General features: G+C 74.8%; 23 protein-coding genes. 4 read left to right on the top strand and 19 right to left on the bottom strand.

The window, feature by feature from the left end:
- Positions 1–31: 31 nt before the first annotated feature.
- Positions 32–421 carry a DUF2267 domain-containing protein gene (locus RMN56_RS26035; RefSeq protein ID WP_313720237.1) on the bottom strand — a complete coding sequence of 130 codons (390 nt, stop codon included), beginning with the start codon at positions 419–421 and terminating at the stop codon, positions 32–34.
- A gap of 134 nt (positions 422–555) precedes the next feature.
- Between RMN56_RS26035 and ligD the strand changes: the two genes are divergently transcribed.
- Complete coding sequence (ligD, locus tag RMN56_RS26030; RefSeq protein ID WP_313724863.1) at positions 556–1,509, top strand: non-homologous end-joining DNA ligase; 954 nt, start codon at positions 556–558, stop codon at positions 1,507–1,509.
- Between the two features lie 40 nt (positions 1,510–1,549).
- Here the strand turns inward: ligD and RMN56_RS26025 are convergent, their stop codons facing one another.
- From RMN56_RS26025 to RMN56_RS25940, 18 genes are all read right to left on the bottom strand, one after another.
- Positions 1,550–3,403 carry a transketolase gene (locus RMN56_RS26025; RefSeq protein WP_313724862.1) on the bottom strand — a complete coding sequence of 618 codons (1,854 nt, stop codon included), beginning with the start codon at positions 3,401–3,403 and terminating at the stop codon, positions 1,550–1,552.
- Positions 3,404–3,497: 94 nt separating this feature from the next.
- Positions 3,498–4,865 carry an MFS transporter gene (locus RMN56_RS26020; protein ID WP_376787229.1) on the bottom strand — a complete coding sequence of 456 codons (1,368 nt, stop codon included), beginning with the start codon at positions 4,863–4,865 and terminating at the stop codon, positions 3,498–3,500.
- 197 nt (positions 4,866–5,062) lie between these two features.
- Positions 5,063–6,064, bottom strand: a complete 1,002-nt coding sequence (locus tag RMN56_RS26015) for a mechanosensitive ion channel family protein (RefSeq protein ID WP_313720235.1) — start codon at positions 6,062–6,064, stop codon at positions 5,063–5,065.
- Between the two features lie 73 nt (positions 6,065–6,137).
- Positions 6,138–7,112 carry a hypothetical protein gene (locus RMN56_RS26010; protein ID WP_313720234.1) on the bottom strand — a complete coding sequence of 325 codons (975 nt, stop codon included), beginning with the start codon at positions 7,110–7,112 and terminating at the stop codon, positions 6,138–6,140.
- 55 nt (positions 7,113–7,167) lie between these two features.
- Positions 7,168–8,808, bottom strand: coding sequence for a serine/threonine-protein kinase (locus tag RMN56_RS26005; RefSeq protein WP_313720233.1), 1,641 nt, complete (start codon positions 8,806–8,808; stop codon positions 7,168–7,170).
- Between the two features lie 298 nt (positions 8,809–9,106).
- Complete coding sequence (locus RMN56_RS26000) at positions 9,107–10,429, bottom strand: sugar phosphate isomerase/epimerase family protein (RefSeq protein WP_313720232.1); 1,323 nt, start codon at positions 10,427–10,429, stop codon at positions 9,107–9,109.
- A gap of 61 nt (positions 10,430–10,490) precedes the next feature.
- Positions 10,491–11,321, bottom strand: coding sequence for a cupin domain-containing protein (locus RMN56_RS25995; protein WP_313720231.1), 831 nt, complete (start codon positions 11,319–11,321; stop codon positions 10,491–10,493).
- A 115-nt stretch (positions 11,322–11,436) separates the two neighbouring features.
- Positions 11,437–11,937, bottom strand: coding sequence for a hypothetical protein (locus RMN56_RS25990; protein WP_313720230.1), 501 nt, complete (start codon positions 11,935–11,937; stop codon positions 11,437–11,439).
- A gap of 17 nt (positions 11,938–11,954) precedes the next feature.
- Entirely contained in the window at positions 11,955–12,749 is a 795-nt protein-coding gene (locus RMN56_RS25985; RefSeq protein ID WP_313720228.1) for an Rv1363c family protein, read from the bottom strand.
- Positions 12,746–13,984, bottom strand: a complete 1,239-nt coding sequence (locus tag RMN56_RS25980; protein WP_313720226.1) for an MCE family protein — start codon at positions 13,982–13,984, stop codon at positions 12,746–12,748. The genes RMN56_RS25985 and RMN56_RS25980 overlap by 4 nt, the downstream gene beginning before the upstream one ends.
- Complete coding sequence (locus tag RMN56_RS25975; RefSeq protein ID WP_313720224.1) at positions 13,981–15,423, bottom strand: MCE family protein; 1,443 nt, start codon at positions 15,421–15,423, stop codon at positions 13,981–13,983. The genes RMN56_RS25980 and RMN56_RS25975 overlap by 4 nt, the downstream gene beginning before the upstream one ends.
- Positions 15,420–16,664, bottom strand: coding sequence for an MCE family protein (locus RMN56_RS25970; protein WP_313720222.1), 1,245 nt, complete (start codon positions 16,662–16,664; stop codon positions 15,420–15,422). Before RMN56_RS25970 ends, RMN56_RS25975 begins: the two co-directional genes overlap by 4 nt.
- The gene (locus RMN56_RS25965) at positions 16,664–17,650 is read right to left on the bottom strand and encodes an MCE family protein (protein ID WP_313720220.1); all 987 of its coding nucleotides are present in this window, start codon (positions 17,648–17,650) and stop codon (positions 16,664–16,666) included. The genes RMN56_RS25970 and RMN56_RS25965 overlap by 1 nt, the downstream gene beginning before the upstream one ends.
- Positions 17,647–18,681 (bottom strand): MCE family protein, encoded by a 1,035-nt coding sequence (locus tag RMN56_RS25960; RefSeq protein WP_313720218.1) that lies wholly within the window; start codon positions 18,679–18,681, stop codon positions 17,647–17,649. Before RMN56_RS25960 ends, RMN56_RS25965 begins: the two co-directional genes overlap by 4 nt.
- On the bottom strand, positions 18,678–19,967 hold the full coding sequence (locus tag RMN56_RS25955) for an MCE family protein (RefSeq protein WP_313720216.1): 1,290 nt from the start codon (positions 19,965–19,967) through the stop codon (positions 18,678–18,680). Before RMN56_RS25955 ends, RMN56_RS25960 begins: the two co-directional genes overlap by 4 nt.
- Positions 19,968–19,969: 2 nt before the next feature.
- Complete coding sequence (locus RMN56_RS25950; RefSeq protein ID WP_446685805.1) at positions 19,970–20,773, bottom strand: MlaE family ABC transporter permease; 804 nt, start codon at positions 20,771–20,773, stop codon at positions 19,970–19,972.
- Between the two features lies 1 nt (position 20,774).
- On the bottom strand, positions 20,775–21,545 hold the full coding sequence (locus RMN56_RS25945) for an MlaE family ABC transporter permease (protein ID WP_313720214.1): 771 nt from the start codon (positions 21,543–21,545) through the stop codon (positions 20,775–20,777).
- Positions 21,542–22,513, bottom strand: coding sequence for an ABC transporter ATP-binding protein (locus RMN56_RS25940; RefSeq protein ID WP_313720213.1), 972 nt, complete (start codon positions 22,511–22,513; stop codon positions 21,542–21,544). Before RMN56_RS25940 ends, RMN56_RS25945 begins: the two co-directional genes overlap by 4 nt.
- Before the next feature lie 165 nt (positions 22,514–22,678).
- On the opposite strand from RMN56_RS25940, the gene shbA reads away from it, so the two are divergent.
- The 3 genes from shbA to RMN56_RS25925 are packed head-to-tail and all read left to right on the top strand — an operon-like array spanning position 22,679 to position 25,733.
- Positions 22,679–23,257 (top strand): RNA polymerase sigma factor ShbA, encoded by a 579-nt coding sequence (gene shbA / locus RMN56_RS25935; RefSeq protein ID WP_262281841.1) that lies wholly within the window; start codon positions 22,679–22,681, stop codon positions 23,255–23,257.
- Entirely contained in the window at positions 23,254–24,090 is an 837-nt protein-coding gene (locus RMN56_RS25930; protein ID WP_313720212.1) for an anti-sigma-D factor RsdA, read from the top strand. Before shbA ends, RMN56_RS25930 begins: the two co-directional genes overlap by 4 nt.
- Before the next feature lie 32 nt (positions 24,091–24,122).
- Complete coding sequence (locus tag RMN56_RS25925; protein WP_313720210.1) at positions 24,123–25,733, top strand: sensor histidine kinase; 1,611 nt, start codon at positions 24,123–24,125, stop codon at positions 25,731–25,733.
- Positions 25,734–25,747: the final 14 nt, after the last annotated feature.

The following is a 25,747-nucleotide window of genomic DNA, read 5'->3' as shown; positions in this document are numbered from 1 at the left end:
CCGGCGCGTGTTTCGTCCCGCACTGACCCGGTCAGGGCGTGCGGGGCACCGGCTGGGCCAGCGCCCCGATCTCCCGCGGCAGCTCGGCCAGGGCCTGCTCGAACTCGACGTGCCCGACCACCCGGTGCAGGGTCTGCAGCACGGCCCGCGCGCCGCGCTCGGCCAGATCCGGCGCCGTGCCGGCACGGTCGGCCACCCGGCGCAGGAACTCGTCGTACCCGAAGGCCTCCGGCTCCTCGGGACGGGCCCGGGCCAGCAGCGGTCGCAGCTCGTGCGCCACGTGGTCGGCCAGGTCCGCCGCCTCGCCGCCGCTGATCCGCTCGGCGAGGGTGCGCAGGGTGGCCTCGGTCAGGGATCGCGCGGTGTCGGCCGGGAGGCCCGCCCGAGCGGCCACCTTCGCCACGAACTCCAGCTCCGCCATCGTCGGTCCTTCCGTCCCGGAGACCGCGTGGCTACCCGCAGGCGACCACCACAAACGACCGCCGTTCAGGCGAAAGCCGGGAAACCGGCGTCGCGCCGGGCCGCGACGGCCAGGATCGGGACGTGGCCGCCAGGATGCCGACGCTCGTGCCGCCGATGCTCGCCGGGCTCGGCGCGCTGCCCACCGGGCCCGGCTGGGCCTACGAGTTCAAGTGGGACGGCGTGCGGGCGGTCGCGTACGTCAACCGTGGGCTGCGGCTGCTCAGCCGCAACGACCGGGACGTCACCCGGGCGTACCCGGAGCTGGGCGAGCTCGCCGACCTCCTGGCCGGCCGGCGGGCGGTGCTCGACGGCGAGATCGTGGCGCTCGACGCCGGCGGCCGGCCCAGCTTCTCCGCGCTCCAGCGACGGATGCACGTCCGGGCGCCGGCCGCCGCGCTGGTCGCCTCGACCCCGGTCCGGTACTACCTGTTCGACCTGCTGCACCTCGACGGTCGGGACACCACCGTTCTGCCGTACACCGAGCGGCGCGCCGCGCTGGAGGGGCTGGGGCTCAGCGGCGAGACCGTCGAGACGCCGCCCTACTGGACCGGCGAGGCCGGCCGGGACCTGGCCACGGCGGCGGCCGACCTCGGACTGGAAGGGGTGGTCGCCAAGCAGCTCCGGTCGCCGTACGAGCCGGGCCGGCGGGGCGCGGCGTGGGTCAAGGTGCCGCTCAACGAGACTGTCGAGGTGATCGTGGGCGGCTGGAAGCCGGGCTCCGGCCGGCGGTCCGGCGCCATCGGATCCCTGCTGCTCGGCGGGTACGACGAGCACGACCGGCTGCACTACATCGGGCAGGTGGGGACCGGCTTCACCCAGGCCGTGCTGCGCGACCTGGCCGGCCGCCTGGAGCCGCTGACCCGGCCGGACCCGCCCTTCGCCGCCCCGGTGCCGCGCGAGCACGCCCGGCACGCCATCTGGGTCGACCCCGTGCTGGTCGGTGACGTCACCTTCCGGTCGTGGACACCCGACGGCCGACTGCGCCACCCCTCCTGGAAGGGCCTGCGCAGCGACCGCGATCCGGCCGAGATCCGGCTGCGACGGTGAGCCGGAGGCCGGCGCGGCCGGTTCACGCGCCGGGGAGCCGTCAGGCCAGGGCGCGCGCCGCGCCGACGATGGCGAAGGCGCCGATGCCCGCCCGGTCCATCTGCTGGGCCGGGGTTCCGGAGCCGGGCAGCCCGCGTACGGCCAGGTGGCTGACCCGCACCGGCTCGGCCAGGTCGGCCAGCTCCTCCAGCACGGCGGAACCCAGCCCGCCCTGCGGGTAGTGGTCCTCGACCACCACCAACCGGCCGCCGGTGTCCCGCACGGCGTCGAGCAGCCGCTGCCGGTCGACCGGCTTCACCGAGTAGAGGTCGATCACCCGGGCGTCGATGCCCTCGCGGGCCAGCTCGTCGGCGGCCGCCAGGCAGTTGTGCACGGTCACCCCGGCGCCGATGAGCGCCACGTCGGTCCCGTCGCGCAGCACCTTGCTGCCGCCGACCGGGAAGTCCTCCCCGTTGTCGTAGAGCACCGGGTACTTGCCGCGGGTCGTGCGCAGGTAGCTGACGCCCTCCCGGTCGGCCATGGCGGCGACCAGGGCCGCGCAGGAGACGGCGTCGCTCGGGTAGAGCACCGTCGACCCGTGCACGGCGCGCAGGGCGGCGAGGTCCTCCAGCCCCATCTGGGAGGGACCGTCCGGGCCGATCTCCACCCCCGCGTGCGAGCCGGCGAGGGCGATGTCGGCCCGCGAGATGCCGGCCATCCGGATGAAGTCGTAGGCGCGGGACAGGAACGCGGCGAAGGTGGCCGCGAACGGCCGGTAACCACGGACCCGCAGGCCCACCGCGGCCGCGACCAGCTGCTGCTCGGCGATGAACATCTCGAAGAAGCGGTCCGGGTACGCCTCGGCGAACTTGTCCGCCCGGGTCGAGTCGCTGACCTCGCCGTCGAGGACCACCACGTCCGGCCGGACGCCCAGCGCGCGCAGCGCGTCCCCGTACGCGTTGCGGGTGGCCACCTTCGTCCCCTTCTCGTACCGGGGCAGCTCCGGTGGCGGCCCGGCGGCGGCGGGGGCCGGCGGCGCGGCGGCGGGCCGCGGTCCGGCGACCCGGATCTGCCGCACCCCGCCGAGGGCCTGGACGGCCCGCTCGGCCTGGTCCGCTTCGAGGGCCTTGCCGTGCCAGTCCGGCCGGTTCTCGATCTCCGGCACGCCCTTGCCCTTGACGGTCCGGGCCAGCACCACCGTCGGGCCGGTCGCCTCCCGGGCCTGCCCGAACGCCTCGTCGATCGCGGCCAGGTCGTGCCCGTCGACCACGATGGGACGGCAGCCGAACGCCTCGACGCGCCGGCGGTAGGTGTCCAGGTCCCACTCCAGCTCGGTCGGCCCGCGCTGGCCGAACCGGTTCACGTCCACGATCGCGGTGAGGTTGCGCAGCCCGAAGTGGCCGGCCTTGTCCAGGGCCTCCCAGATGGAGCCCTCGGCCGTCTCGCTGTCGCCGCAGAGCACCCAGACGTGGAACGGCAGCTTGTCCAGGTACCGCCCGGCCAGGGCGACGCCGACGCCGACCGGCAGCCCCTGGCCGAGCGAGCCGGTCGCGACGTCCACCCAGGGCAGGGCCGGGGTGGGGTGACCCTGGAGGCGGGAGCCGGACTGGCGGTAGCACTCCAGCAGCTCCTGCTCGCTGATCGCGCCGGTCGCCCGGAAGACCGCGTACAGCAGCGGCGAGGCGTGGCCCTTGGAGAAGATCAGGTGGTCGTTGGCCCGGTTGCCCGGGTAGGACCAGTCGTAGCGCAGGTGGCGGGAGATCAGCACCGCGAGCAGGTCGGCCGCGGACAGGCTCGACGTGGGGTGGCCCGAGCCGGCCCGGGTGCTGCACCGGATCGAGTCGATCCGGAGCTGGGCGGCGAGGTCGGCCAGCCCGGCCAGCTCCTCGTCGCGCAGGGTGCGCTCTGCTTCCATCGTCACGCCGCGTCGCCTCCGTCCCGACCAGCCCACGCCGATCGCCAGGCCGCCCGGGGACGACCGGCGCCGGCCACTTCCGCCCATACCGTAATCAGGAAACACCGGTATTTTCGGGCAACGACCTATTCGCCCGGATTTGGCGGGCGGGACCGCGGCTGGCCAGGCGGCCGGCCAGCAGCAGGTAGGGCAGCACGGCCACCGCGAACGCCACCGCGTGGCCGGCGGCGCCCGCCACGAGGCCGTACCCGGCGTAGACCGCGATGATCGTCACGTCGGTGGCCATCCCCGCCACCGAGGTGACCGTCGCCCGGTCGGGCCCGCTGATCCGGGCCTGCAGCCGGACGTCGGCCAGCACGGTGGCGAGCTGGAACGCCGCGAACGCGACGCCCACCAGGACGAACCCGGCCGGGTGACGGAGCAGGGCGCCCGCGGCCAGGGCCAGCGCGGCGCCGGCCAGCAGCGCGGCGAAGCCCCGGTCGGTCAGCCGCTCCCCCACCGGCGCCAGCAGCCCGCCCACGGTGGTGCCGGCCCAGACCAGCAGGAGCAGCAGCGGCACGGTGGCCGCCGAGACCCCGGTGTCGCGGGCCAGCAGCGGCGTGTACTCGTCCAGGCCGCCCCACACGGCGGCGACCGCCGGCACCAGCAGCAGCGCCGCCCGCACCGACCGGTCGGCGCGGGCCTCGGCCAGCCCGCCGCGAAGGCTGCCCAGCCAGCCGGGCTCGTCCGCGTCGCGCCGGTCGCCGCCGGCCTGGCCCGTGCCGGGCCGGTCGCCGCCGGGCTGCTGCAAGCCGGGCTGGTCCGTGCCGGCCTGGCCCGTGCCGGGCCGGTCGCCGGCGGCCTGCTGCGTGCCGGGCTGGCGGTGACGCACCGCTCCCGGCGCCCGGTGCTCGGGGAACCGGGTGGCGACCGCCGCGGCGGCCAGGCACGCCGCCACGCTCGCGGCACCCACGGCCGGGTAGCCGCCGAGGGCCAGCACCGGCGCGGCCAGCCCCATGGCGCCGACCACCCCGAGCAGCTCGGCGGTCCTCGCCCGGCCGGCCAGCCGGGCGTACCGGCCGGCGGCGCCGAGCCGGTCCAGCTCGGTCCAGACCAGCGCCTCCAGGGCGCCGGAGCGCAGTGCGCCGCCCGCGCCCCAGAGCAGGAAGCCGGCGGCGAACGCCGGGTAGGACGGGACGAGCACCCAGAGAGCGAAGCCGGCGGCGGTCAGCAGCGGGGCGAGGCACAGCAGCAGCCGCCGCGAGACCGCGTCGGCCCAGGCGCCCGAGGGCACCTCCAGCAGGATGCCGGCGGCCGACCAGAGGACGAAGAGCGAGGAGATCTGCCCGACCGACAGCCCGGTGTCGGCGAAGAGCAGCGTGTAGACCGGGTAGAGCAGGACCAGGTCGGTGAGGAACGCGTAGGCGTAGAGCGTGACGGCGAGCCGGCGCTCGGCGGGCACGCGCGCGGAGACGGCGAGCATGGGGACCTTCCCACGGGGACGTGACGGACACCGGATGTGCGGTGTCCGCGGTGGCCCGCGGGCTCGACCCTCGGCAGGGCATCAATGTCGCCAGTGCACGTGCCGATCGTAACCGGGCGCCCGGCCCCCGCGCCGCCCCACGCACACGGACCGGGGTGGGACCCGGAAGGGCCCCACCCCGGTCGGAGGTCGGTCGGTCAGCGGCGGGACCGGTCCACGTCCGCCTGCGGGATGACCATCGTGGCCTCGTTGTCCGCGGCCTGCTCGGCCGTCGGCTGCCGCGGGGTGGTCGGCTGGGTGCGGTCCGGGTCGGCGTACGCCGGCACCGGCTGGGTCGGCTCCGCCGCGCCGTGCGGGGCGACCGGCTGGGTCGGCTCCGCAGCCCCGTACGGGGCGACCGGCTGGGTCCGGTCCGCCTCGCTCTCGCCGGCCACCGGCCGGGTCAGCTCGGCCTCGGCGTACGGGCCGGGCGTCCCGCCGAACCGTGCCTCGACGTCCCGCCGCCCGGCCTGGTACGCCCGGGCGTGGGTGGCGATGGTCCGCGACTCCTCCTCGGCCCGGGCCAGCCAGGTCTCCCAGCGGCTCTGCATCGGGCGGACCAGACCGCCGCCCACCCCGACGACCAGGATGCCGCCCACGGTGGCGAGCACGGCGATCAGCACCGGGGTGGTCACCGTGGTGGCGACGCCGATCTGGTTGAGCGCGGCGATGACGCCGAGGCCGAGGATGAACACCGAGGCGATGTTGGCGAGCACCCGGCCGTAGGAGAGACCCCCGAGGGCGCTGGAGATGATGTCCTTCACCGCCCGGGCGATGGCCGCGGCCACCACCACGATGACGATGGCGACGAACGCCCGGGGCAGCCAGGCGACGACGCCGGCGATCAGGTCGGAGATCGGGTTCGGCCCCCAGATGCCGAAGGCGAGCTGGAGGGTGACCAGCAGCACCGCGTAGTAGGCCAGCTTGGCGACGATGTCGCTGGCGTCGTACTTCGAGCGCGCGAGGGCGGTCTTGATGCCGCCGCGCTCGACGGCCCGGTCGAAGTGGACCCGCTCCAGGACCTTGTCCACGATCTTCAGCACGGCCTTCGCCACCAGCCAGCCCACGATCAGGATGGCGATGAAGGCGACCGCCTTGGGCAGGAACAGCATCACCGAGCGGAACGCGTCGCCCACCGCGTCCCCGAAGTTGTCTCTCATCGAAGGGCCTCCACGCACACAGTCAGGGTCGGTTCGCCTCGAGCTACCCTGACCAGCCGTCGGGGAAACGCGGTCAGCCCCCGGGGCAGCGGTAGCGGATCTGTGTGCTGGCTTGCAGGGGCGACGGTTCGACGATGTTGACGGTGGCGCTCTCGACGGTCGCGCCGGCTCCGCTGATCGTCCACCGGAGAGTGAGGGTGGCGGTCCGCTGGCCGCGGCCGACCCGCTCGGTGAGCAGGCCGCCCGGCGGGGCGTCCGAGCGGAACCACTGGTAGCGGATCACGCCGCCGCGCCCGTTGGTCCGTACGGTCGCCACCACGTCGACGGTGACGTCGCAGGCCACGCCGGGCGGCCGGGGCACCGCCACGGTGACTGCCTCGACCTCCAGCGGGCGCAGCCGCTGCCACAGGTAGAGCCCGACCACCACCAGCAGCGCCGCGGTGAGCAGGGTGGACAGCACCGAGACGACCCGGCGCCAGACCGGGCGGGACGGCCGCGCCGGAGGCATCGCCGGCCAGGCCGGGGCCGGCGGCGGGGTGGCCGGGACACCAGGCCCGAAGCGCAGCTCCCCGCCGGGCGCCGGCGCCCCGCCCGCCGCCCGCGCGTCCACCGTCGCCTCCCGGTACGCCCCGGCGGTCGACCCGCCACCGGCCGCCGTGGCCGGCCCGGTCGGGTGCTGCCGGGGCCACGCGGTGTGGTGCCCGGTCGGCTCGGCGGCACCCGGGGCGCCGAACCGCCCGGTCCGGTCCGGCGTCGCTCCGAAGTGCAGGGTCGGCTCGGCGGCGCCCGGGGCGCCAAACTGTGCGGTCCGGTCCGGCATCGCTCCGAAGTGCACGGTCGGGTCGCCCGGCGGGCCGACGGTCGGAACGCCGAACGGCGCGATCTGCTCCGCCGCGCCGAGGTGCACCGTCCGGTCCGCCGGGCCGAGGTGAACGGTGGCGTCGGCCGGATCCACGGCGCCGCCGCGGCCCAGGTCGACGGTCGCGCCGGGATCGGTGGGCAGCGCCCGGGTGGGCAGCGCCTCGGTCGGCTCCTCGGGGCGGGTCACGACGGCCGTCCCCGGGTCACGGCGCGGGTCTGGGCAGCGGGCACGGTCACCACTCCTAGCCGGGGGTGCAGTAGTTGTAGAGCGTCACGTACACCGGGGACGCCGAGGTGGACGCGTTGCCGGCGCCGTCGACGGCGGTGACCTGGATCGGGATGCGGGTGCTCTGCTTCGGCGCCGGCAGCGGGCCGAGGGTGCCCCGGAACACGCCGCGCCCGGCCGAGGCCATCGACCCCGTGCCGGTGGCGCCTCTCAGGGTGTAGCGGAAGGTGACCTTGAGGGCGGCCGGGCCGCTGCGGTCGTCGGTGACGGTGGCCGTGACCGTGCTGGTCTTGTACCCGTACCGGCAGCCGTCCGGTTCGAGCTGCCCGGGATCGGCGGCGACGCCGCCGACGGCCGGAGCGGTGACGTCGGGTGGCGGCGGCGAGGTGCTGGTCGACGGGCTCGGGGCGGGCGCGCTGGTGCGTACCGGTGGGCGGGTGGGGGTCGCGGACCGGGAGCCGCTCGGGCTGGCGCTCGGCGTCGCCGGCGGGGTGGCCGACGCGGACGGGGTGGCGCTCGCGGACGGTGCCGGCGGGTCGGTCGGGGTGCCGCCGCCCGGGTCGGTGGTCGTGGCACCGGCGACGGCCGGGCCGGTCGGGCCGTCGGCGGTGACCGGGTCGTCGTGGGCGGCGTAGCTGTAGCCGGCCCCGCCGGCCAGCAGGGCGGCGACCAGGCCGACACCCGCCAGCGCGGTCCGCGCGCGGCCCCGGCGGAACCGGCCGCCGCGTCCCGCCGTCGCGCCGAGCGTGGTGCTGGCCAGGCTGGTGGCGCCGCCCGCGCCGTCGGGGAACGGCCAGAGCGCGGCGAGCAGGGCGGCCCGGCGGGCCAGCTCGCGCAGCCCGCGCTCCTCCCACTCCCCGCCGTATCCGGCGCCGGCCACCCGGTCGAGGATCTCCAGGAACACCTGGGCGGGCTGGGGCCGCTCGTCGGGACGCTTGGCCATGCCGTGCCAGAGCAGCTCGTGCACGGGCGCGGGGGCCGGGTCGGTCGGGATCGGCGCGGAGGCGTGCTGCTCGCGCAGGGCGAACAGGTCCGGCCCCTCGTACGGGGGCCGGCCGGTGAGGCACTCGAAGAAGGTGGCGGTGGCCGCGTAGATGTCGCACGCCGGGCTGGCCGGCGCGCCCGTCCACTGCTCGGGAGCCATGTAGCGGGGGGTGCCCGAGACGGTGGTGTCCGAGCCCTGGCCGACCGGCATGGCGATGCCGAAGTCGGCCAGCTTGCTCAGCCCTTCCCCGGTGACCAGCACGTTCTCCGGCTTGTAGTCCCGGTGCACCACGCCGCGGGCGTGCGCGGCGGCGAGGCCGGTGAGCGAGCCCTTCAACACGCACAGCGCCGCCTCGGGGGTGGTGGGGCCGTGCGCCCGCAGCATCTGGCGCAGCGAGACCCCGTTGACCAGCTCCATCACGATGGCCGCGCCGTGCGGGGACTCGACGTACTCGTAGAGGCGGCTGACATGCCGTTCGTCGATCTCGCCGAGGAGCCGCGCCTCCGTCCGGAACGCGGTCCGGAAGGAGGAGTCCGCGCCGATGTCGCGGACCAGGTACTTGATGGCGACCGGGGTGCCGGTGGCGTCGTGGGTGGCGAGCACGACGCTGCCCGACGCACCGGCGCCGAGCCGACGGACCGGCGTGTAGCCGGACAGCTGCCAGCCGCTCATGCGACGGCCTCCACGGCGTTCCAGGGGCGGGTGTCGGCCTCCGCCTCGCTGGTCATTCTGGTCGCGCCGGCGCAGGAGTCCATCGGCGCAACGGCTGCTTCCCCGCGCCGGACGGCGACCCCGGAACCGGGGTGCGGGCCGGTTCCGGGGTCGGTCGTGCGTGGGCCGGGCGGGCCGGCGGGCGGATGGTCGAGAACGGACACACCGCCACTGCTAGCAGACGCCGGCAAGCGCGCCGGTCAGATGGCGGTCGCCTGGACGACCTTCCACTCGCCGTGCACCGTCCTCGACGACGCGATCAGGAGAACACGTCGACGAACGAGTCGTGCAGGGCGGTCACGCGGTGAGCCAGCTGCTGTCGGGCGGTCGGGGTGGCCTGACCACGCGAGGCTGCCGAGTCGAGACGCCGGAGGAAGTCCTCCAGTGACCTGATCGACTGGCTGGAGTGCCCGGACGTGAACTGGTGCTCCGCCTGTCGAGTCGTGTTTGTCAGCAACGCGTAGGCAGGCTGCTGCAGGTCCCCCGATTGCCGGAGCACGTCGAGCTCGGTACGGATCCCGTCGAACGGTGGATCCTGTGTGGCGTGCATCGCGTCCTTGACCTGAGCGAAGAACTCCTCGATCTGCGCGAACGGCGGCTCGTCGAGGTCTCGTGGATAGCCTGGTTCCCCCTTCACCCACAGCAGTTCCAGCGGAACGTAGCCGCGGTAGCTGCTCAGCCGGAGGTCCGTGAAGACGCGCTCCAGGTCCATGAGCTCGTCGGTCTCCGCCCCGGCCGGCTTCTTCTTCAGTTGGAAGTTGTTGGTGTGCGGCAGCACCTTGGCGATGTCGCCGTACCAGTCGTAGTCCAGCCCCGTGGCGCTGCCGAACGGACGGAAGTAGCCGGTGTCGTCGATGATTCCGATGTTCGGCCGATTCACCCACTGCATGATCTGGATGGTCTGTTCGGCGGTCGCGGTCATGTCACCGTGGTTCTGCAGGCCGAGGTCGACCCCTCGCGCGGCGCCGTAGTCGGCCAGTTCCTGAAGGGCAGGCACGACCCGCTGCTGTGCGACACCGGCCCAGCCCAGTTGGTCGATGTCCTCGGGGACGACGCCGGAGAACACGCGCATGACAGGTGCGCCCATCTCCGCGGCGACGTCGATCCAGAACTTGACCCGCTCGAGGTCGAGGGCCCGGCGGGCCGGATCGGCGCTGGCGAAGTCGTTCGATGCGCCGGTGCCGCTGATGTCGATGTCCAGTTCCTCGCAGAGCGACCTGATCTGCCGGGCGTAGTCCATGATCTCGTCGCGCGGCTTGGTGGGCATCTCGTAGAAGTCGAACCCCGGGATGTAGTAGGAGGTGACGTCGACCGCGTCGAAGCCGGCCTCCTTCGCGAACCTGATCGCCTGCAGCGTGTCGATCGGTGGGGCGGTCTTCCGATTCTTCAGCCACGCCTGCATGTTGATGTTGAAGCTGTAGAGATTGAGGCTGATCTTGAAGTCACCGGTGTAGTACCGTCCCTGCTCGGGTCGCGAATCGTCCGGGCTCGCAGCCACGGCCGGCGGCGCGGCCAGCGCGGTCATCGTCAGGACGGCTGCGAGCATGGTGGACAGGAACGTGTGGCGGGATCGCCACGTCATGCGGATCCCCTCCTCTTTGGGTCGTCGGCATCTGGCTGGGACATCCGCGCACCGGTCGGCGTCAGCTCACCGGATAGGTGTCGAGCAGGCCGCACATGCCGAGCCGGCCACGGTCGTGCGGCTCGGCGATCCGGTGAACCTCCGCCTCGGCGAAGTGCGGCGCCTCGCCGCGGGCGAGCGCGTCAAGCTGCAGTCGGGTCTCATCGACGGCCCGCGCGGCGCCATCGCGCCATCGCTGCCGCCAGCTGTCCAGATGTGGTTGGACGAGGCGGACCGCCGCGGCGTGGAACTCGCGCAGCGGGGTGAGGTCGCCGGCCACCACTGTGGCCCGTAGCCGCTCGAAGCCGCGTACGGCGAGGTCACGCCGGCCGTAGGCGGCGGCCGGGTCGGTACCGGGCGCGCCCCCGCCGGGCAGCGCCACGGCGGCCGCGTACGTCGCCGGATCGGTCAGCAATTCCGGCGGGAGAGTCAGCACCGCGTCGCCCGCCTCCGGCAGGCCACTGTTCTGCATGAGAACGATGATCTCCAGGCCGCCGTCGTTGACCAGCCGGTGGATCGTGCCCGGCGGGAACCAGACGACGGCACCGGGGCGCAGCGGCGTCTCCCGGTACCCGGAGAGCGCGAGGGTCTGCACACGTCCCGAACCGGCCGTCACCACGTACGCCTCCGCGCAGCACAGGTGCAGGTGCGGCGTGCCGCCGACCTCGCCGTCCGGGGCCGCCGTGTCGTAGACGCGGAGCCGGGAGACGCCGACCCCGCCGGGAAGCGGTCCGAGGGGCGCCGATCGATCGCCGGGCGCTGTCACCGGTGGGGTGTCCTCGCGCACGGGACGGGGCTCGCTTCCGGTGGGCTGATGCCGGCTGGAACCAGCCCGGCGCGCCAGTCCGGTCATGGCCACCTCCCTGCGGGAAAGGGCTTTCCTACGAGTCCTGACGCTAGTGTCGGGCCTCTCGGCCGTCAACCGCCGGCTCCCAATTGCCCTACCGCCCCGCCGGCCTCCGCCGCGGTCAGATGGCGGTGGCTTGGACGACCTTCCACTCGCCATGCACCGGGACCAGGGTGAGCACCACCCGGTTCTGGTCGACCTTCTCCCCCGCCGTGGTGACGTTGCGCCGGTACTGGTTGAGGTAGAGCAGCAGCTCCACCCGGTCCGGCCGGGCGTCGACCACGCCGGTGGCGGACACCTCGGCGAGCACCACGGCCTGCTGCTTCGCGGCGGTCGCCTTGAGCGCCGTGGTGGTCTGCGCGTACTCGTCGGCGAACGCGCCGGTGGCGAAGGTGCGGCCGTTGGCGACGCTGTCGTCGAAGGTGCGGTAGTCGTAGGAGAAGAGGGCCTTGGCGGCGGCCGGGGCGGTGGCCAGGGCCTGGCGTACAGCCTGGTCGCGCTGGTCGGCGCGGCGGTCGGCGGTCCAGCCGGCCACCGCCACGGCGGCGGCCAGCAACAGCGCGACGACGAGCAGCGGCACGGGCCGCGGCCGGGGTCGACGCAGGACGGTCGGTAGGCGCATCGGTCTCCTCCTGTCGGTCATCCGACGAACTGGAGCTTGGTCACGAGCCAGTCCCCCGAGTCCCGGTCCCGGACCAGGTCGAGCTGGATCCGGTAGTGCGACGGCCGCCCGTCGGGCGACTTGACGTTGCGGACGGTGGCGTCGACCGCCACCAGCACGACCGCGTGCCGCCGGTCGCCGGAGACGAGCCCGGCGCGCAGCACGGTCCCCTGGGACTGGACCTTGTTCTCCACGACGGCGGCGCGGACCTGGGCCTGGCCGCGGGTGAACTCGTCCTTGAAGTCCCCGGTGGCGCCGGCGGTGATCCGGCTCAGGTCCCGGTCGACGCTGGCGGCGCTGACCGAGACGAAGTTGACCGCGGCCTGCCGGGCGGCGGCTACGGCCTCCCGGCGGGCCTGGTCGGTGGCCCGGTCGACGTACCAGCGGTGGCCCTGCACGCCGGCGCCGGCCACGGCCGCGGCCAGCAGCAGCACGAGCAGCGCGACGAGCGCCCGGCGCCGCCGGGGCGGGGCGGTGTCGGCCGGCTCGGCGTCGGCGTCCGGCTCGGCGGGCTCCGGGTCGGGCTCGGGCAGGTCCTCGACCTCGGCCGGGTCGCCGACGACGGTGAGGTCCCCGGCCTCGATGGGGTCCTCGACCGGTTCCCGGTCGAGCCGTTCCAGCACCCGCTCGATCGGCTCGTCGGAAGTGGGGACCGCCCGGTTGACCAGGCGGCGGCGCGGCACGGTCGGGCCGCCCGCCTTCGCGCCCTTGATGACCTTCAACGTGGTGTTCCTGCGGCTGGGCACCGCCACCTCCTCGGGTACGTCGGTCACGGGGTCACCCCGGCGAGCAACAGCTGTTTCCAGGACTGGGCCCCGGCGGTGCGGTACTGGCCGCCGGTGCCGCCGAACTGCAACGGGCGGCCGTCGGCGCCGAGCACCAGGCCGGTGGCGGGGTCGTACCCGGGGTCGCCACCCCCGTCGGCCTCGGGCGGTGGCGCGGGGTCGGCGCCGGAGGGCCGGGGCGCGTTCCCGGCGCCGCGCACGCTCGCCCCGGCGGCGCGCTCGGCGGCGTCGCAGGCGGTGGCGCCCCCGCGGTAGACGCAGGACGGCGGGTTGCTTAGGTTGACCACCAGGCCGAGGTGGGCGGTGCCGTCGCCGGGGGTGACGGTGTAGCCGCCGGCCACCGCGATCGGGTACACCACCAGCAGTTGCTCGATGCCGGGCAGCCGCCGGGCGGCGATCCCGTTGACGGTGACCAGGTTGCCGAGCAGCACGCCGACGTCGGGTTCCAGGCCGCGCAGCAGCGCCCGCAGCTCGGTGCCGGCGGGCGGTCCGCCGGCAAGCAGCCGCCGCAGGTCCGGGTCGGCGGAGCGGACCGTGGCGGCGAGCTGGGCCAGCCCGGCCGACCAGCGGCGCAGCGCCTCGGTGGACTCGGCCTGGGTGGTCAGCACGGTCCGGGCGTCGCGGATCAGCGCGAGCGTCTCGGGCAGCCGCCGGTCCGCCTCGGTGAGCAGGGCGTCCCCGGCGTCGAGGATCCGGGCCAGGGCCTGCTCGTTGCCCTCGAACGCGGTGCCCAGCTCGGTGACGAGCACGGTCAGATCGTCCGGGTCGACCGAGCGGACCAGCGCGTCCAGGTTGGTCAGCAGGGTCTCCGGGGCCAGCGGGAGGCCGGTCCGGTCGGCCGGGATGACCGCCCCGTCGGCCAGGTACGGCCCGCCGTCGCGCTCGGGCCGCAGGTCGAGGTACTGCTCGCCGACGGCGGAGCGCTGGGCGACCACGGCGCGCAGCGCGTCGGGGACCCGGACGTCCCGGTCGAGGCGCAGGTCGGCGCGGACCCCGTCGCCGCGCAGGGCCACCGCGGTGACCCGGCCGACGGGCACGCCGCGGTAGGTGACCGGGGCGTTGGCGAACAGCCCTCCGGCGCGGGCCAGGTCGACGTGGACGACGTAGCCGGCGTGCAGCAGCCGGTCGCCGAGGCCGACGTAGCGGACGCCGACGTAGCCGACGCCGAGGATGCTCACCAGCACGAAGGCGAGCACCTGGAGCTTCACGGTGCGTCCGATCACGGGATCAGCCCTCCCCCGAGCACGTCGGTCAGGTCGCCGATCTGGCCGGTGACGGCGCCGGTCAGCGGGAGCACGCACTCCTTGGTGAGCACGGTGCCGTCGGGCAGTTCGGTGCCGGCGGGGAACGCGGTGCCGGGCGGCACAAGGCCCTTGGGCAGCAGCAGCCCGCCGAGCGGCACGGTGGAGCCGGGTTTGAGCAGCTTGCAGCCCTCCGGCAGGTCGCACTCCTTCGGCGGCGTGAAGATGGCCGGGAAGTCCTTCAGGTCCGGCAGGCACTTGAGCAGCGGCAGGTCGGGCAGATCGGGCAGGACGCCGCCGCCGGGCCTGGTGCCGGGCCGATTCGGGCCGTCGCCTCCGGCGGCGGGCGGCCGGGGCGCGTTCGGGGTCGCCGGCCGCGCGGTCCGCGGCGCCGGCGCGGGCGCGGCGGCCACCAGGTTGGCCAGGATGGTGGCGGCGTCCAGGTCGGCCGTGATCGACAGGTTGACGAAATCGCCGACGATCGCGCCGCTCACGTTCGGCGGGAACGGGTACGAGAGCATGAAGTCCAGCGACTTGGGCAGGTCGTCACCGGCCCGGGCGAGCTGCTCCAGGATCGGTTGCAGGGACGTCACGGCGGCCACGGTGTCCGCTCGGCTGCGCTCCACCACCCGGGTGCCCACGGTGCCGAGCCGGCCCAGCGCGGTGAGCGCGCCGGTGAGCTGGGCCCGTTGCCGGGCCAGGACGGTCAGGCCCGGGGCCAGGGAGTCCAGGGCGTCGCCGACGACCTGCCGCTGCCGGGCCAGCCGGCCGCTGAGCCGGTCGAGGGCGTCGATCGCGCGGACGATGTCGGCCTTCTGCCGGTCCAGCCCGCCGAGGAAGGTGTCCAGCTGGGTGAGGGTGTCCCGCAGCGCCGGTTCGCGGCCGGCGAGGGCCCGGTTCAGCTCGGCGTTGATGGTGCGCAGCTGGGCCAGGCCGCCGCCGTTGAGCAGCAGGCCCAGGGCAGCGAGGACCTCCTCCACCTCGGCGCCGCGGGTGGTCCGGGACAGCGGGATGAGGTCGCCGTCGGCGAGGTCGCCCCGGGCCGGCTCGGCCGGTGGCGGGGCCAGGGCCACGTACTTCTCGCCGAGCAGGCTGCTCTGCCGGACGGCGGCGGTGGCGTTCGCCGGCAGCCGCACCGCCCGGTCGACGCGCAGCCGGACCCGGGCGTGCCAGCCGTCCAGCGAGATCTTCTCGACGCTGCCGACGGTGACGTCGTCGACCTTGACGGCGGCCCGGGGCACCAGGTCCAGCACGTCGGTGAACTCCGCGGTGACCGTGTAGCCGGGTCCGGTCGGACGCCCGCCGGGCAGCGGCAGGTCGGCCACCTCGGGCAGACCGCACCCGGCGGGCAGCAGGGCCACGGCCAGCGCGCCGGCCAGCAGCCGGGCCGCCGCCCGCGCGCGGGCCGGCCAGGCGCTCACGCCGGGCCCCGCAGGATGCCGCCGAGCGTGGGGTCGCTCGGGATGGAGGGGCCGCCCGGCGCCTCGTCGGCGGTCGGCGCACCGGGGGAGCTGATGGATCCCGGTGAGGACCCGCCTCCCGCCGGGGCGCCGGGCGGCAGCTTGAGCAGCTTGCGCAGCTGGTCGGTGAGGGGCAGCCCGCGCTGGCGCAGGGTCTGCGCGAGCTTGGTGCAGATCGCCGGCACCTGGGCGACGGGAAGCTGGTCGACCATCAGGGAGCAGGCGAAGGTGGCCGGGTCGTACGGGCCGAGCGGGTTGTCCCGGGTGTCCAGGGTGCCGGAGCGGGGGTTGTAGGCGAGGTTGAGGTTGCCGATGGCGAGCGGCGCCACGTCGAGGATCTGGATGACCGCCCGCTGCTGGTTGACCAGAACCTTCGTGATGTCGGCCAGCGCGGTGACGTTCGAGGTCAGAGCGGTCCGGTTCTGCCGCACGAAGGTGGTCACGTCGTCGAGCGCGGCGGCCAGGTTGCGCAGCGCCCGGGCCAGCTCCTCCTTCTCCCCGGCGAGCTGCTCCGCGACGTCGGCGAGCTGCTGCTGGAAGCGGCGTACCTGCTGGTCGCTGCGGGCCAGGGTGGTGGTGAAGCGTTGCAGGTTGGCCACCGTGCCGAAGAGGTCGCCGCGCCCGGCGGACAGGGTGCTCAGCGCGCGGGAGGCACCGTCGAGGGTGTCGTGCAGGTCGGCGCCGTTGCCGTCCAGGTTGGCCCGGCCCGTGGCGACCAGGTCGGACAGGGCGCCGTCGGCGTTGGCGCCGTTCGGGCCGAGGGTCCGGTTGAACTCGTCGAGCGCGGCGTAGATGTCGTCGATCTCCATGGGCGCGGCGGTCCGGTCGACCGGGATCTGGGCGCCGTCGCCCAGTTCGGCGCCGCCGGTGTACGCGGGGGTGAGCTGCACGTACCGGTCGCTGACCACGCTGGGCGGGACGATGAGCGCCTGCGCGCCGGCCGGCAGCCGCAGCTCCGGGTCGTAGCGCATCTCGACCCGGACCACCCGCCCCTGCGGGACCACCTTCTCCACCTCGCCGACGCGGACGCCGAGGATCCGCACGTCGGAGCCGGCGTAGACGCCGACCGCGCGGGTGAAGTAGGCGACCACCCGCCGGTCGGGTGGTTGGTGGCGCCACACGGCCGTCCCGACGGCGACGGCGGTGAGCAGCACGGTGGCCGCGGCGAGCGGTCGCCGCCAGCGCTGGATCCGACCGGGCATCAGCGACCTCCGGTGGCGGCGGGCAGGTACGGCTGGAGCAGTCCGTCCACGTACGAGTCGAACCAGCGCCCGTTGCCGACGACGTTGGCGAACGCGGTGACGAACGGGCCCATCCGGCGGATGGTCTGCTCCAGGTCGTCGCGGTTGCGTTGCAGCACGGCGACCACCTCGCGCAGCTTGCGCAGCGCGGGCTGCAGCCGGGTGCGGTTGTCGGCGACCAGCCCGGAGAGCTGGGTGGCGAGCTGGTCGGTGCCGACCAGGAGCTGGTGGATGGCGTCCCGGCGCCGGCTGACCTCGGTGAGCAGCTTCTCCCCGTCGGTGACCAGCTTGCGGAACTCCTCGTCCCGTTCGGCGAGCACGCCTGTGACACCGCGCGCCCGGGACAGCAGGGTGCGCAGCTCCGCGTCGCGGGAGGAGACAGTGCGGGACAGCCGGGACAGCCCGGTCAACGAGGTGTGCACGCTGGACGGGGTGTCGGCGAAGGTCTCCGACAGGGTGGTGAACGCGCGGGCGAGCTGGTCGGTGTCGACCTTGTCGAGGGTGTCGGCGAGGCCGGTGACGGCCTGCACCACGTCGAACGGGGCGGCCGTGCGGTCCAGCGGGATCTGCCCGCGCTCGGGCAGCTTCCCGGGACCGGCCGGGGCGAGGGCCAGGTACTTCTGCCCGAGCATCGTCTTGATCCGGATGGTCGCGCCGGTGTCCCGGCCGAGGCGCACGCCGTCGTCGTCGACCCGGAACCCGACCCGCACGTACGGCCGCGGCTCGCGGGCGAGTTCCACGGCGGTGACCACCCCGACCCGCACCCCGGCCACCCGCACCTCGTTGCCGGTGGACAGGCCGCTGGCGTCGTGGAACGCGGCCGCGTACGACCGGCCGGTGAGCGCGGCGATCCGGTCGAGCTGGAACGCGCCGAGCAGGGCGGCGACGAGCACGGTCAGCCCGACCGCGCCGACGATCACCGGGTTGCGTTCGCGGAACGGTCTCACCGGGCACCTCCGGTGGCGCAGCGGGCGGCGGTGGCGTCGACGCCGGGCACGGTGAGCGGCGCGTGGCCGTCGACGGCGAGCCGGCCGTCGAAGTCGCAGAGGTAGAAGTTGAACCAGGAGCCGTAGGAGGCGACCCGGGTCAGCGACTCGTAGCGCTGCGGCAGCCGGCCCAGGGTGGCGTCGATGACCGCGGAGTTGCGGTTCAGCGTGCCGGCCAGCTCGTCGAGGGCGCGGACGTCGGCGGCGAGCGGCGGACGGGTCTGGCGCAGCAGCCCGGCGGTGGTGTCGGTCAGCTCGCCGAGGCTGACCAGCGCCTCGCCGATGGCGGTGCGGTCGGCGGAGAGCCCGGAGACGAACTGCTGGAGCTGGGTGACGCTCTGGTCCAGCTCCCGGTCGTGGCCGGCCAGGGTGCCCAGCACCTGGTTGAGGTTGGTGACCACCCGGCCGATCACCGCGTCCCGGTCGGCGAGGGTGCTGGTCAGCGAGGCGGTACGCCGCAACAGGCTGGCCACCGTGCCGCCCTCGCCCTGGAGCACCTGGACGATCTCGTACGCCAGCTTGTTGACCTCGGCGGGGTCGAGCGCGGTGAACAGCGGCCGGAAGCCGTTGAACAGCACGGTCAGGTCGAGCGCGGGCGTGGTCTGGCTGAGCGGGATGAGGCCGTCGGGGCGCAGCGGGCGGGGGTCGCCGGGGCCCTCGGTCAGCGCCAGGTAGCGCTGGCCGACGAGGTTGCGGTAGCGGACGGCGGCGCGGACGCCGACGGCCACCGGCACCGTCCGGTCGACGGTGAAGGCCACCTCGGCGGTCGTGTCGTCGACCACCCGGATGTCGGCCACCTTGCCCACCCGTACGCCGGCGATCCGCACGTCGTCGCCGGCCAGCAGGCCGGTCACGTCGGTGAACCGGGCCCGGTAGGTGGTGCCGTCGGGCGGGAACGCGCCGAGGGTCTGCGCGAGCAGCCCGGTGGCCAGCAGCGTGATCGCCGCGAACACCAGCAGCTTGACCAGCGCGGGGGTCGTCTTCCCGGTCATCGGGAGGTCACCACCGCGCCACGCAGCAGCGGGCCCCACAGCAGCATCGCGATGTCGGGCACCTCGGCGGGTGGTGTCCCGGTGAGCCCGCCGACGAGCGGCTTCACGAGGGCCCGCTCCTCGCCGGTGCCGGCCCGGCCCATCTCCGGGGAGGCCGGCGCCGCGGGCGCCCCGCCGGCCGGCACACCCACGGGCAGGGGCTTCGGGGTACGGGTGGCGCCGTAGTCGTAGCCGTCGGCGACGGCCACCTCCGGCGCGGGCACCTTGGGCTTCGGCAGGCCGCGGCAGTCCGGGCCGTCGTGGGCGGCGTAGACGGGCTCGTCGCGGCCCCGCTCGTACGGGCCGCCGTCGCGGGTCACCTCCAGGGTGATGTGCATGCGGCCGCCGTCGAAGACCTCCTCGACCCGCGGTTGCAGGTCGACCAGCCCGTGCACCAGGCACGGGTACTCCGGCGCGTAGGCGGCCAGCAGTTCGAGCACCGGGCGGCTGACCTGGCCGAGCCGGATGAGCTGGTCGCCGTGCCGGTCCAGGAAGCCGCGGGCGGTGTCGGCCGTGTCGGTCGTGTCGGCGAGGAACGCGGCGAGCTGGTCGCGCTGGTCGCCGATGGTGCGGGCGGTGACGGTCACGTCGCGCAGCAGGGCGAGCAGGTCGGGCAGCGCCGCGTCGTAGCTGTCCAGCACCGTGGCGAGCTGGCGCAGGTCCTCGGTGAGGGTCGGCAGCTGCGGGTTGACCTGCCGCAGGTACGCGCCGAGCCGGGCCAGGTTCGCGCCGAGCCGGTCGCCGCGACCCTCCAGGGCGGTGGTGATCGCGCCGAGGGTCGTGGCGAGCTGGTCGGGGCGGACGGACTGGAGCAGCGGCAGCGCCTCGTCGAGCACCCGTTCCAGCTCGACGGCCGTGCGGCTGCGGTCCTGGGTGATGACCGCGCCGTCGCGGATCGGCCCGGCGGTGCTGCCCGGCGGCGGAACGAGTTCCACGTACCGCTCGCCGAAGAGGGTCTTGGGCAGCAGCCGGGCCGTCACGTCGGCGGGGATCCGGCCGGTGGTGGCCGGGTCGAGGGCCAACCCGATCGCCGCGCCGTGGCCGTCGCTGCGCACCGAGCGGACGGCGCCGACCACCACCCCGCGTACCTTCACGTCGGCGCCTTCCAGGAGGTGCAGGCCGGCGCGGTCGGCGCGGAGGGTGACCCGGTCGACCGGGGTGAACGCCCCGCGGTACTGGAGCACGGCGGCGGTCAGCGCCGCGGTGAGCAGGGCGACGAAGACGAGGCCGAGAAGACGGTGTCGCATGGTCACCCCGCGATCCGGACGGTGGTCGTGGCGCCCCAGATGGCCAGGGACAGGAAGAAGTCGACGACGTTGACCGCGACGATCGCGGTCCGCACGGCACGGCCGACGGCGACCCCGACCGCGGCCGGTCCGCCCTGGGCGGTGTAGCCGTACCAGCAGTGCACGAGCACCACGATCACGCTGAACACCAGCACCTTGCCGAAGGACCAGAGCACGTCCTCGGGTGGCAGGAACAGGTGGAAGTAGTAGTCGTAGGTGCCGGCGGACTGTCCGAAGTAGCCGACCGCGATGGTGCGGGTGGCCAGGTAGCTGGCGAGCAGGCCGACCACGTACAGCGGGATGACGGCGACGAAGCCGGCGATCATGCGGGTGGTGACCAGGAACGGCAGCGAGGGCACGCCCATCACCTCCAGCGCGTCGACCTCCTCGGAGATCCGCATGGCGCCCAGCTGGGCCGTGAAGCCGCAGCCGACGGTGGCCGACAGCGCCAGCGCGGCGACCAGCGGCGAGATCTCGCGGGTGTTGAAGTACGCCGAGACGAAGCCCGTGAAGGCGCTGCTGCCGATCTGGTCGAGCGCCTGGTAGCCCTGGAGCCCGACCTCGGTGCCGGTGAAGAAGGTGAGGAAGCAGATGACGCCGACGGTGCCGCCGAGCACGGCGAGCGCGCCGGTGCCGAAGCTGACCTCGGCCAGCAGCCGGACCACCTCGCGCCGGTAGCGGCGCAGGGTGCGCGGCGCCCAGGCCAGGGCGCGCAGGTGGAAGGCGAGCTGCCCGCCCAGGTCGTCGAGATACCGCAGGACCGTCACGTCAGCTCCCCTTCTGCGGGACGACCTGGAAGTACACGGCCGTGACCACGAAGTTCAGCGCGAACAGCAGCATGAAGGTGATCACCACGCTGCGGTTGACCGCGTCGCCGACGCCCTTCGGCCCGCCCTTGGCGGTCATCCCCTGGTGGCTGGCGACCAGCGCGGCGGCGGCACCGAACAGCAGCGCCTTGATCTCGCCGACCAGCAGGTCGGGCAGCTGGCCGAGGGCCTGGAAGCTGGCCAGGTACGCCCCGGGCGTACCGCCCTGGAGCACCACGTTGAACGCGTACCCGCCGGTCACCCCGACGACGCTGACCAGCCCGTTGAGCAGCACCGCGACCAGCATCGAGGCGAGCACCCGGGGCACCACGAGGCGGTGGATCGGGTCGATCCCGAGCACCTGCATGGCGTCCAGCTCCTCGCGGATCTTCCGGGCGCCGAGGTCGGCGCAGATGGCCGAGCCGCCCGCGCCGGCGATGATGAGCGCGGTGACGATGGGCCCGGCCTCGCGGACCACGGCGAGCACGGAGGCGGCGCCGGTGAACGACTGCGCGCCGAGCTGGCGGACCAGCGAGCCCAGCTGGAGCGCGATGACCGCGCCGAACGGGATGGCGACCAGCGCGGCGGGCAGGATGGACACCGAGCTGATGAACCAGGCCTGCTGCACGAACTCGCGGACCTGCACCGGCCGGCGGCCCAGCCCGCGCAGGGTGTCCAGGCAGAACGCGAAGAACTCGCCGGTGTTCCGGACGGCGGCGGCGGGGACGCTCACACGGCCACCTCCTCGCTCGGGTCGGCCGCCCAGCGGCCCTCGAACGACCCGGGCGGCGGGGTGACGCCGTGCTCGCGGCACCACTGGCCCGGCGGGCGCTCGGCCCGGCGCGGCCGCCCGTCCGACGGGGGCAGTTGCAGCGGGATCGGCGGCAGCGGCGGGAGTTCCACGCCGGCCTGCGCCTCGGCCGCGAGCTCCTCGGCGTCCTTTTCCTCGGCCATGCCGATCGGGCCGATCCGCTGGGCGTTGAGGAACTGCCGGACCACCGGCTCGGTGCTGGACAGCAGCATCTCCCGCGGCCCGAACATGGCCAGGTGCCCGTGGTAGATCAGGCCGATGTTGTCCGGCACGGTCCGGGCGGTGTTGATGTCGTGGGTGACGATCAGGAAGGTCGCCCCGGTGCGCTGGTTGAGGTCGACGATGAGCTGGTTCAGGTAGGCGGTGCGCACCGGGTCCAGCCCGGAGTCCGGCTCGTCGAAGAGGATGATCTCGGGGTCGAGGACGAGCGCCCGGGCCAGCCCGGCCCGCTTGCGCATCCCGCCGGAGATCTCGCCGGGCAGCTTGTGCTCGGCCCCCACCAGGCCGACCATCTCCAGCTTCTCGGTGACCACGGCCCGGATCTCCGACTCCGAGCGACGGGTGTGCTCGCGCAGCGGGAACGCCACGTTGTCGTAGATGGTCATCGAGCCGAACAGCGCGCCGTCCTGGAACAGCACGCCGAACAGCTTGCGCACCTCGTACAGCTCGCGTTCGGAGAGCTTCGGCAGGTCCCGGCCCTCGATGAGGACGGAGCCCCGGTCGGGCCTCAGCAGACCGACCAGCGTCTTGAGGAACACCGACTTGCCCGTGCCGGAGGGTCCCAACAGGACGGAGATCTCCCCGGCGGGCAGGGTCAGGGTGAGGTCCGACCAGACCGGGTGCCCGCCGAAGGACTTGGTCAGTCCGCGTACCGCGACCTCGACGCCCATCGTTCCCCTCCCTTCGTGTCTCATCTGGGACATCGGGCGGGGTCGACCGGACGCAACAACTACTTTCCGTCACGGTTCGGGGACGACCGGCGAGCTATGCAAAACCCCGGAGGTGTCGATAACGTGCCGGAAACCGGCCGGCGATGAGGATGTTCCACGAACGCCATGACGACAGTGATCGAATCCGAGCTCGTCCGTCGGGCCGCCGCGGGCGACCCGGCGGCGGTCGAGGAGCTGCTCGTCGGCGTACGGCCGGGGCTGGTCCGCTACTGCCGGGCGCGGCTGGGCCGGGTGGGCGGGGCGTACACCACCGCCGACGACGTGGCCCAGGAGGTGTGCGTGGCCGTGCTGCGCGCCCTCCCCCGCTACCGCGAGCAGGGCGTCCCGTTCGCCGCGTTCGTCTACGGCATCGCCGCGCACAAGGTGGCCGACGCCCAGCGCTCGGCCGTCCGCGACGCCGCGGTCACCCCCACCGACAGTCCCGTCGACCGGCCGGACGCCGCCCCCGGTCCCGAGCAGCAGGCCGTGGCGAGCGACCTGGCCCGGCGGCTCTCCGCGCTGCTCGACCGGCTCCCCGACGTGCAGCGGGAGATCATCCTGCTGCGGGTCGCGGCGGGACTGTCCGCCGAGGAGGTCGGCGGCATCGTGGGCATGTCCGCGGCCGCGGTCCGCATGGCCCAGTCCCGGGCCCTGACGCGGCTCCGTACCCTGGCCGGGGGCTCACTGGACGAGGTGGCGGCATGACCGGGCGGATGCCGGGCGACGGCGACGACGCGATGGACCTGGGGACCATCGCGCGCGACGACGCGCTGCTCGACGCGCTCGGCCGCGGCGAGGCCGCACCCGAGGGCGACGCGCTCGCCGGGGTGCTCGCCCTCTGGCGAGCCGAACTCGCCGACGAGCCGGCCACCGCGGTCCGCCCCGGCGCGCCGGAACCCGCCGGCGAGGCGCCCGCGCGACGGCCGGTCCGCCGCCCGCGCCCCTGGACGCTGCGGCTGGCGGCCGCCGCCGTGGCGCTGCTGGCCCTGGTCTCGGGGGTCGGCATCGGCAGCCGCGACGCCGGACCGGGCAGCCCGCTCTGGTCGCTGACGCGGCTGCTGCACCCGCAGCAGGCCGAGGTGCGCGGCATCGAGGACACCGTCGACAAGGCGCGCGCGGCCCTGGACGCCGGCCGGCTCGACGACGCCGAGGCGCTGGTCGCGCAGGGCCGCCGCGACCTCGCCCGGGTCGAGGACCCGGCGGCGGTCACCCGGCTGGGCGCCGCTCTCGACGTGCTGGCCCGCGACCTGGCGGCCGCCCGCGCGGCGACCGCGCCGCCGACCGGCGCGCCGCCCGCCACGGCCCCGGACACCCCCGCGCCCACCGCCGTCCCGAGGCCCACCGTCACCGGTACGCCCCGGCCGGCCCCCGCCACCTCGGGCGGCACGCCGAGGGCCGGGTCGAGCCGTCCGCCCAGCCCGGCCGGCAGTCCCCTGCTGCCGCTGCCCCGGCTGCCGCTGCCGCTGCCGTCGGTGTCGGTGTCCGGGCTGCCGCTGCCCGAGCTGCCGCTGCCCACCGGGGGCGGGCTGCTCGACTGAGCGCGTCCGCGCGACTCGGTTAATGTGCTGCCGTGAGCAGCGCAGCGACGGCGGCCACGACCGTCACCAAGGGACGCCGGGCGGGGATGACCACGAGCCGGCGGCTGAGCGTCATGATGCTCGGGATGACGGTGCTGGTCCTCGCCGGCGGCGGGATCGGCGCGGCGGCCCTGTCCCACACCGCCGCGGTCTCCAACCGGCTGGCCGACCACATCTCCCCGGCCCGCACCGCGGTGAGCCGGCTGGAGAGCGGCCTGCTGGAGCAGGTGGCGGCGGTCCGCGGGTACATGGTGACCGGCGACCCGGAGCTGCTGCGCCGGTACGAGGACGGGGTGGCCGCCGAGCGCGCGACCGCGCGGCGCGCCGGCGACCTGCTCACCGGTGAGCCGGACGCGCGCCGTGAGCTGGACGGCGCGCTGGCCCTCGCGGAACGCTGGCGGGCCGAGTACCCGGCCCGGCTGATCGCCGCGCGGCGGGCCGGCGCGGGCGCGGCGGAGCTGGCGCCGGTGGTGCGGCAGGGCGGGGTCGCGTTCGACGCCGCGCAGGCCGCGCTGACCGGCCTGGAGGCCCGGCTGGACCGGGAACAGGCGGCCGGCCGGGCCGACCTCGACAACGCCCGCGCGCTGCGCGACCTCCTGTTCGTGGCGATCCTGGCCACCCTGCTGCTGTCCAGCATCGTCATCTCGGTGCTGGTCCGCACCACGGTGCTAAGCCCGCTGGACCGGCTGGGCGCCTCGGTGCGCCGGGTGGCCGGCGGCGACTTCGAGCACCGCCTCACCGCGGAGGGGCCGGCCGACATCGCCCGGCTCACCGCTGACGTGGAGACCATGCGGCAGCGGATGGTCGACGCGCTGCACACCAGCCGCCGGCACCGGGACGCCCTCGAACAGCAGGCGGCCGAGCTGCGCCGGTCCAACGAGGACCTGGAGCAGTTCGCCTACGTGGCCTCGCACGACCTCCAGGAGCCGCTGCGCAAGGTCGCGTCGTTCTGCCAGATGCTGCACCGCCGCTACGCCGACCAGCTCGACGACCGGGCCCGGCAGTACATCGGGTACGCGGTGGACGGGGCGACCCGGATGCAGAGCCTGATCAACGACCTGCTGGCGTTCTCCCGGATCGGCCGGGTCTACGGCGAGGACCGGGAGGTGGACCTGGCCGCCGTACTCGCCCAGGCCGAGTCGAACCTCTCCGACCGGATCGCCGAGGCCGGCGCCGAGATCGTGGCGGACCCGCTGCCCGTGGTGCACGGCGACCCGACGCTGCTCACCATGCTCTGGCAGAACCTGCTCGGCAACGCCGTCAAGTTCCGGCACCCCGACCGGGCGCCCCGGATCCGGGTGGCGGTCACCGGGGACGACGCCGGCTGTGAGTTCGCCGTGGCGGACAACGGCATCGGCATCGACCCCCGGTACGCCGACAAGATCTTCCTGATCTTCCAGCGGCTGCACGCCCGGGGCACCTACGACGGCACCGGCATCGGGCTGGCCATCTGCAAGAAGATCGTCGAGTACCACGGCGGCACGCTCCGGCTGGACGACGCTTACGCCGACGGCGCCCGGTTCGTCTTCACCCTGCCGGGGCCGGTCGCCACGGCCGCCGTGCCGGAGCAGGCGGGCGAGCGGACGCCGGTGGCCCCGGCCTGAGCGCGAGGCCACCG

Origin of the sequence: Micromonospora halotolerans (assembly GCF_032108445.1) — a bacterium.
In the GTDB taxonomy this organism is placed as follows: Bacteria; Actinomycetota; Actinomycetes; order Mycobacteriales; family Micromonosporaceae; genus Micromonospora; species Micromonospora halotolerans.
This window is presented reverse-complemented; position numbering and strand designations above follow the sequence as displayed.